This window comes from Aeromonas salmonicida subsp. salmonicida, assembly GCF_001643305.1.
GTDB lineage: Bacteria > Pseudomonadota > Gammaproteobacteria > Enterobacterales > Aeromonadaceae > Aeromonas > Aeromonas salmonicida.
On the sequence record NZ_LSGW01000077.1, the window covers coordinates 1 to 5,978 of the forward strand.

Annotated in this window: 12 protein-coding genes; 10 read left to right on the forward strand and 2 right to left on the reverse strand. The window is 42.7% G+C overall.

The window, feature by feature from the left end:
- The first annotated feature begins 181 nt into the window (after positions 1-181).
- Entirely contained in the window at positions 182-511 is a 330-nt protein-coding gene (locus AXW79_RS22340) for a hypothetical protein (RefSeq protein WP_129712437.1), read from the forward strand.
- Positions 512-558: 47 nt separating this feature from the next.
- Here the strand turns inward: AXW79_RS22340 and AXW79_RS14225 are convergent, their stop codons facing one another.
- Together AXW79_RS14225 and AXW79_RS14230 are read right to left on the reverse strand one after the other, a co-directional pair.
- A complete protein-coding gene (locus AXW79_RS14225; RefSeq protein WP_005311543.1) occupies positions 559-936 on the reverse strand; it encodes a helix-turn-helix domain-containing transcriptional regulator in 378 nt (125 codons plus the stop codon).
- A gap of 136 nt (positions 937-1,072) precedes the next feature.
- A complete protein-coding gene (locus tag AXW79_RS14230; protein WP_005311544.1) occupies positions 1,073-1,261 on the reverse strand; it encodes a hypothetical protein in 189 nt (62 codons plus the stop codon).
- 129 nt (positions 1,262-1,390) lie between these two features.
- Here AXW79_RS14230 and AXW79_RS14235 point away from each other — a divergent pair, with 129 nt between their 5' ends.
- The 9 genes from AXW79_RS14235 to AXW79_RS22980 form a co-directional block, all read left to right on the forward strand.
- The gene (locus AXW79_RS14235) at positions 1,391-2,356 is read left to right on the forward strand and encodes a phage/plasmid replication domain-containing protein (RefSeq protein WP_011898694.1); all 966 of its coding nucleotides are present in this window, start codon (positions 1,391-1,393) and stop codon (positions 2,354-2,356) included.
- A gap of 6 nt (positions 2,357-2,362) precedes the next feature.
- Positions 2,363-2,530 carry a phage/plasmid replication domain-containing protein gene (locus tag AXW79_RS24165; RefSeq protein ID WP_085044430.1) on the forward strand — a complete coding sequence of 56 codons (168 nt, stop codon included), beginning with the start codon at positions 2,363-2,365 and terminating at the stop codon, positions 2,528-2,530.
- The gene (locus AXW79_RS22345) at positions 2,527-2,916 is read left to right on the forward strand and encodes a hypothetical protein (protein ID WP_011898693.1); all 390 of its coding nucleotides are present in this window, start codon (positions 2,527-2,529) and stop codon (positions 2,914-2,916) included. Before AXW79_RS24165 ends, AXW79_RS22345 begins: the two co-directional genes overlap by 4 nt.
- A gap of 44 nt (positions 2,917-2,960) precedes the next feature.
- Positions 2,961-3,281 carry a hypothetical protein gene (locus AXW79_RS14245; protein ID WP_005311556.1) on the forward strand — a complete coding sequence of 107 codons (321 nt, stop codon included), beginning with the start codon at positions 2,961-2,963 and terminating at the stop codon, positions 3,279-3,281.
- Positions 3,281-3,544 carry a hypothetical protein gene (locus tag AXW79_RS14250; protein ID WP_005311558.1) on the forward strand — a complete coding sequence of 88 codons (264 nt, stop codon included), beginning with the start codon at positions 3,281-3,283 and terminating at the stop codon, positions 3,542-3,544. Before AXW79_RS14245 ends, AXW79_RS14250 begins: the two co-directional genes overlap by 1 nt.
- A 16-nt stretch (positions 3,545-3,560) precedes the next feature.
- The gene (locus AXW79_RS22975; protein WP_005311561.1) at positions 3,561-3,797 is read left to right on the forward strand and encodes a hypothetical protein; all 237 of its coding nucleotides are present in this window, start codon (positions 3,561-3,563) and stop codon (positions 3,795-3,797) included.
- 217 nt (positions 3,798-4,014) lie between these two features.
- Positions 4,015-4,989, forward strand: a complete 975-nt coding sequence (locus AXW79_RS22355; protein ID WP_129712435.1) for a hypothetical protein — start codon at positions 4,015-4,017, stop codon at positions 4,987-4,989.
- Entirely contained in the window at positions 4,982-5,377 is a 396-nt protein-coding gene (locus AXW79_RS14265; RefSeq protein ID WP_005311564.1) for a DUF2523 family protein, read from the forward strand. Before AXW79_RS22355 ends, AXW79_RS14265 begins: the two co-directional genes overlap by 8 nt.
- On the forward strand, positions 5,378-5,978 hold a 601-nt coding region (locus AXW79_RS22980; RefSeq protein WP_276326308.1), incomplete at its 3' end, for a zonular occludens toxin domain-containing protein.

The window sequence follows — 5,978 nt, forward strand, 5'->3', positions numbered from 1 at the left end:
CATAATCCCCATTATGCGAAGCCAGCCCTTTACTGTAATGCCATAATCATTTGATTAAATGATGGTATGATTAAAGCATCAAAGGATTATATGATTATCGTCACCATGACGTTTAATACGTCAACCTTTGATTTTGAGCATTCAAAACCTTAATTTGATTTGTCGTACAGCACGCTGGTCCATGAGTCACGGCATCGCTTCGCCGTGGCGAACTGGGCAGCAGGCAAGCGAAGCGCGGCAGGTTGTTTACGTTTCCGGTCATCAAAAACCCTTCTGCCGAGGGGCTTTGTCTTTTTATGGGGATGGGTTCATGGTTCCAAGAGATGTTCGTGTGCAGCTTGATAAGCAATTGATTGAACTAGCTAATTCCTACTGCCAGCACTATGGTTCCAAGCATGAAGCATTGTCTGCTTTAGGTGAGGATCTTCTGCGTCTGGCTGATCGAGGTGTCCATGATGGTTCTTCGTCATGGGTTTCTTTAATAGAGGAGCTATGCCGTAGAAGTGGTTAAGTATTTATTTCGTTATCTCTTGCATCGGGGGGGATATATTTCTGAAACTATTTATTTAAATTTTCATGAACAGTCTTAAAAATATCTTTCTCTGAAAGTAATTCTAGCAATGTACCTATAAGGTTTCCTGCGTCGCTAGATGCTTTGCAATATGAACAGTTGTTTTTCAATTGCAAAACACTAATAGTTTCATCGACCAGTTTTTTTTCACCTGACTCATACATAATTCTTTTAAGATAATAAATTTCTTGTACTGCTTGTTTTATTCCACAGATATATGTGCGAGTTCTTTCTAAAAGATCAAGCGCATCTTCTATCTCGGCCTGAGATCCACTGTTAAGCGCCTCTTTCATGTAGGCAAGGATCTCTTCCTCGGTACCAATGTAGTCACAGATATCAAAGCGACTCCATTTCTCAGTCTTCATCTGTTCTTCCTGTATCTCTTATGCTTCATTGTGACAGCCTCAATGGAGACCGCATAACGGGGGAGGAGAAGTCCGGGGTTCAGTGACTCCCGGACTTTGGTATGATAACCCATACTTTTCCCCCCTTGGGCACCGCTCAGCCTTTCCCCTTCTTTTTCCTTACGAAGTTGACGTAATCGTCTTCGCTAATCGCTTCTAACCCCTTAAGAATCAACAACCTAAGAACCTCCGTATCCTTTAGGCTGGTTTTGGTTGCGATGACGGCTCTAACCGTTTCGGATTCCACTTTTCGCCACGTTATATCGTCGATGTGTTTGGTCGGCATGTTTGACTCATTTAGGTTGACTCACTGTACATAGTCTAACTTCTTTCGAATCTAAGAAATGATATTTCTTGACTTCGCAGATCTAAGATTCTATGTTTCACCTCACAATCTAATTTCTGAGAAACATAGATGTTTTTCGACTGGCTTGAGATAGAACAGACGTTTGACCAGCTTTTACCACTGCTTGATGGCAATGCGTACATTCGCGTCGTTGTTGAGCAAGGCGAGGTTGTGCAGGATAACGGCGTTGCTTCTCCTGCCTACAGTCACAAGGGGTCGTTCTGTGACTCTGTGCTTATCCGTTCGATGGGACACCGTCTCTACATGAGTGGCAATGCCAGTCGCTGGGGTCGCCTTGAGAATCTTTGGGGATTTAAGACTGTTGATCAGTGCGTCTATAAATTTAATGAGATCCTACGAGAGGTTTATGGCTCGTTTGATTTCGTCCCCCAGTTTACTAAGTGCACGCGCATTTTTTATGAAGATGGTAGCGCTATGAAGGTTATAGGGGCTGATGGAGCAATTATTAAAGGGCTTCACACTACTGAAAACTTTATGGTTGGTTCTGAAAACGAAAAGAAATATATTTCTGCTGTATCGACACTTTCATATAGAAACTCAGTGCCTCATTTGTTTACAAATGGATATGGCTGCGATTGGAAGTCAAAGAAAAATAATTCAGCGTTAATATATCCTTGTGTGTACGCCAAGGGCAATGAACTGGAATTGCATTCATTGTCTAAAGTAATCAAGGCTTTTGGCCCTGAGTCTGATCAAGTTGAACACTTGCAACGAGTTATTGACTTTTGTTGGGCTGTTGGTTTGGTTCGCTATGAACTGAAATTTAAATATCGTTATTTGCAGCGTGAAGGTTTGCAATATTGGGGCAAATCAGACTACTCCCGACTCGAAACCGTAATGTCGGAGTTTACCAGCCTAGACAAAAAACTGAGCGTATCTAATATGAAATTTGAAACCATAGCTCAACAGCTTTATTCGGCTGGTGTAGTAGATTCTACTAGAGCCGCTAATACTACAGCTCTTTATGCGTTAGAGTGGTTTCATGGTGAGCATTTTGATTTATCAAAAAGCTAAACCAAAATACACCGTGCCCGCCTTCGCAAAATCGGCATCGATATTGGACGCCCATGTAATATAAGTCAATTTAGCCCTGTCAAAATGGTTTCCTGCACTGAGATTCATCGTCAGGAATGTTTGCCGCCTAGCTGGTATCAAATGCCAAAACTTCAATTGAGGAGCGTAGCATGACGAAACACGCCCATATTATTCAGGCAATGAGATTGCCCGCCGTTCGATTCTGTGGGCCATCTCGTTCAAGCATTCGAGTTTCACCTGGCAAACTGGGGGAGGCGATGACCGTTCAATCTATTTGCCCGTGTTGTTATCTTCCGATTAATGGTAACAGTGACGGATATTGTAACCGCCAAACGTGTATTGATGTTCGCATGGCGGAAGAGCGTCAAAAGCTTATCGATGAATCAGGGGATTTCCTTGTTCAATGGGAGACTATGGATGCGGAGATAAAATACCAGCGCTTTGATGATGAAGAAAAAGCAAAAACATTTTATGTGGGAGTATATGCCAACTCTATTAGTGCATTTCTACAATATCCAGACGGCCGCATATTAGAATAGCCACCATTTAAATTAATAGTGACCAAAAAACAGGAAACCAAAACATGAAGGTTCATTTCATTGGAGTCGCTCGACGTTACGGCACATCCAGCAAAACAGGCAAACAATATGATATGTGCATGCTGTCTTATGCCGTATCAATTAAACCGAATGTAACCCAAAGCATGAATTATTCTGGCTTCGGGTATGAGGTCAAAGAAGTAGATTTAGATCCAAATGCTCTTAATCACTTTGCCATGTGCCAACTCGGTGAGCTGGTTGATGTTGAGGTGCAACCAAACCCCAATGATCTTACCAAAAACATTGTTTCTGGTATCGTTGGTAAATCTTCTGTTGGTGCTCAAGCCACAAAGGATAAGTTTTAATGACTAAGCGGGCTTGCCTCTTTATCGATGATGTCTATAACAGCTCATACATGCGTGTTTTGGATGTTTGCCCAGATACAGGCCCAAGGGGTGAGCTCGTTTTTGCAATGATAACGCAAGCTGAATTAACGCAAATGAAATCCATACCTGATTTATTTGGTTTCAATGCTGATTACTTCGGAATGTTCGTTCTATATTTCATCCTCCTGTTCCTTGGGGGGTACTTCACTGGCCTTATTGCTCGAAAATTAGGCCGCCATTAATAATTGGAGCTTTATCATGAAAAAAATCAATGAACTGTTTACTGCCGGTATGAAAAAAACCGCCGTTCCTGCTGTGGCTGTTGTGTCCTTGTTTACCACGTCTGCTTATGCCGCTGATAGTGATGTGTCTACCGCCATCACAGCGGCTATCGCTTCGGGGACGACCAACTATGGAACTGTGACGGCTGGCGTTGTCACTGTGGCGGCATTGGGCTTCTGCGTGGGAATGATCGTTAGCTGGCTGCGGAGATAAGGGCCGTGCTTGTAGCCGCAATCCTAGCAGCCACCGGTGGTTTTGTGTTTGGGGCTGCATTTCTCTCGGGAGTGTTCACCTCCTGATTCTGGGGGCGTTGGCCCCCTTTTTATTAGGTGTCACTGTTATGGTTAGGTTCTTTTCCATATTTCTGTTTTTCCCTTCCTTCCTCTCCTTTGCTGCCTGTTCTTTTGGTGTGAATGTTGGGAACATGCCCATGAACACGGCAGATTCTATCTGTAACGTTGATGCTGGCTCTACCTTGGGGGGATGTATAGCCAAGTGTGGCGGTGGTTCTGGTATCTGTTTAGAGTTCCCAGCGGCTAGCCCGCCATCAAAAGGCCCTTATCAAACCACGGGGGCAGAATGCACGCCTGATGATTCTGGCGGCGGAACTGGCGGAGGGGCTTATAACCCTGTAGGCCCTATTGTTGTAGGCGGCGAGAGAGAGACAGATATTAGTGGTGGTTTTAACTCTATTTCTGCAAATGTAGTTAAGGCTATAGATAATTTTGCCTATCAGTCTTACAGGGACAATATAGAATCCGCATCTGATTTTGATGCTATGCGCAGCTCTTTAAGTAAAATTGAAGAATATAGCCTTTCGAATAAGTCTTATAATGAGCTGACTAGCCTTTATTCAGAGCAATCTAATAGTAGACTATCTGATATCAATGAAGGCATATATGATTTATCGGGTTATATGGAAGGTGGGCTTACGGAAAGTATAAATGCCAATAGATATGCTGTTGAGGATGGAAATTATTTGTTAGGGGAGGTGATAGACTCCATTAACAATCTTAATTTGGGCGGTGGTGGTGAAGGCGGCGGAGGAACATCTCCGTGCGATGGGCCTCTTTGTTCATTTACGCCTTCAATCGAACCTAGTAAAAGTGGATTTGATACTATTTTTGATGGTGATTCTTTAGCTGATGTCAAGAAACAAGTTAATGACAAAAACACTGAAATACAAGAACGTATGGCTGATATCAAGAAAGTATTCTCAGGTGGTGATTTGACCATAAATGGCCAATATGAAAACAATTATCAGGATGTTCATGGCGCTCGTGTTGACTTGAGTGGAAAGTCTAATATGGAACTTTTCTTTAACTCTGGCCCAAAGCAAGCTATCTGGTTTTTAGCTGTCTTAATTGCATTCACTGTGTTGATGGGGGGGCGTAAAAATGCGTAGTTTACTTTTCGTTTTTATTATGTTCATTCCATCAGTCGCTTTTGCTGATGATGGTTCATTTCTTGATTACGTAGGCAATCGAATTAATGACATTCATTACACTATCTCTCAAGAGATACCTAGTGTTTTTCATCGATTTGTCGCTTGGGGGATTGAGTATTACTCATTAGCCGTTATCACTGTGAAATTGCAAACTATAGAATTCGCTTACTTGGTTGCCAAGCAAATAGCTACCGACATAAACATAAGTGCATATTTAGCCTCTTCTATCTCTCAAATGCCAAGTGGTGTTCGTTGGGCTTTACAAGAGCTTGGTTTTGCTAATGGCTTAAATCTTTTGATTAATGCCTATATTACTCGTTTTGTTATGAACGTCATGGGGTGGTAAATGGCGATTGTCATTGAACACGGTCACAACGGTTCTTATAAATCCAGCTCTGTTATTTGGTATCGCTTACTTCCAGCACTTCGTGCAGGTCGTCTCGTTGTTACCAACGTAGCGGGAATGTACCCGTTACACCGTATTGAAGAATTTCTAGGCGAGAAATTCCCCGATACCGCTCGTTTATTTCGGGTTAGTTCTCAAGATCCAAAATATCAGGAGCTTTGGCGTAGATGGCATCACTGGATGCCTATTGGTGCATTCGTCTTCATTGATGAGTGTCAGGACATTTATGATAGAGATGTATTTAAAGGGCAAGAGGAATATAACCTTAAGAATATCGACACATACAGCAATGTTTTACCTGCTGACTTCATTCAACTTTTTAAGGATACGCTAGAACACTATAAGCCAGATTCATTGGAAGAGTGTGACACTGATGACACGGGGAGGGTGGTATTTGATGAACGGGGACAAATTATGTACCCGACTAGCCCCAAAGAATCATTTATGCGTCACCGTCACTATAACTGGGATGTTGTGTTTGCAACGCCGGATATTACCTCTATCCCTCGGCCTCGCATATTCCGGCCGATCATGAACACCG

Coding starts and splice junctions, on each gene's coding strand:
- AXW79_RS22340 (WP_129712437.1), top strand. CDS start 182: ATGAGTCACGGCATCGCTTCGCCGTGGCGAACTGGGCAGCAGGCAAGC.
- AXW79_RS14225 (WP_005311543.1), bottom strand. CDS start 936: ATGAAGACTGAGAAATGGAGTCGCTTTGATATCTGTGACTACATTGGT.
- AXW79_RS14230 (WP_005311544.1), bottom strand. CDS start 1,261: ATGCCGACCAAACACATCGACGATATAACGTGGCGAAAAGTGGAATCC.
- AXW79_RS14235 (WP_011898694.1), top strand. CDS start 1,391: ATGTTTTTCGACTGGCTTGAGATAGAACAGACGTTTGACCAGCTTTTA.
- AXW79_RS22345 (WP_011898693.1), top strand. CDS start 2,527: ATGACGAAACACGCCCATATTATTCAGGCAATGAGATTGCCCGCCGTT.
- AXW79_RS14245 (WP_005311556.1), top strand. CDS start 2,961: ATGAAGGTTCATTTCATTGGAGTCGCTCGACGTTACGGCACATCCAGC.
- AXW79_RS14250 (WP_005311558.1), top strand. CDS start 3,281: ATGACTAAGCGGGCTTGCCTCTTTATCGATGATGTCTATAACAGCTCA.
- AXW79_RS22975 (WP_005311561.1), top strand. CDS start 3,561: ATGAAAAAAATCAATGAACTGTTTACTGCCGGTATGAAAAAAACCGCC.
- AXW79_RS22355 (WP_129712435.1), top strand. CDS start 4,015: ATGAACACGGCAGATTCTATCTGTAACGTTGATGCTGGCTCTACCTTG.
- AXW79_RS14265 (WP_005311564.1), top strand. CDS start 4,982: ATGCGTAGTTTACTTTTCGTTTTTATTATGTTCATTCCATCAGTCGCT.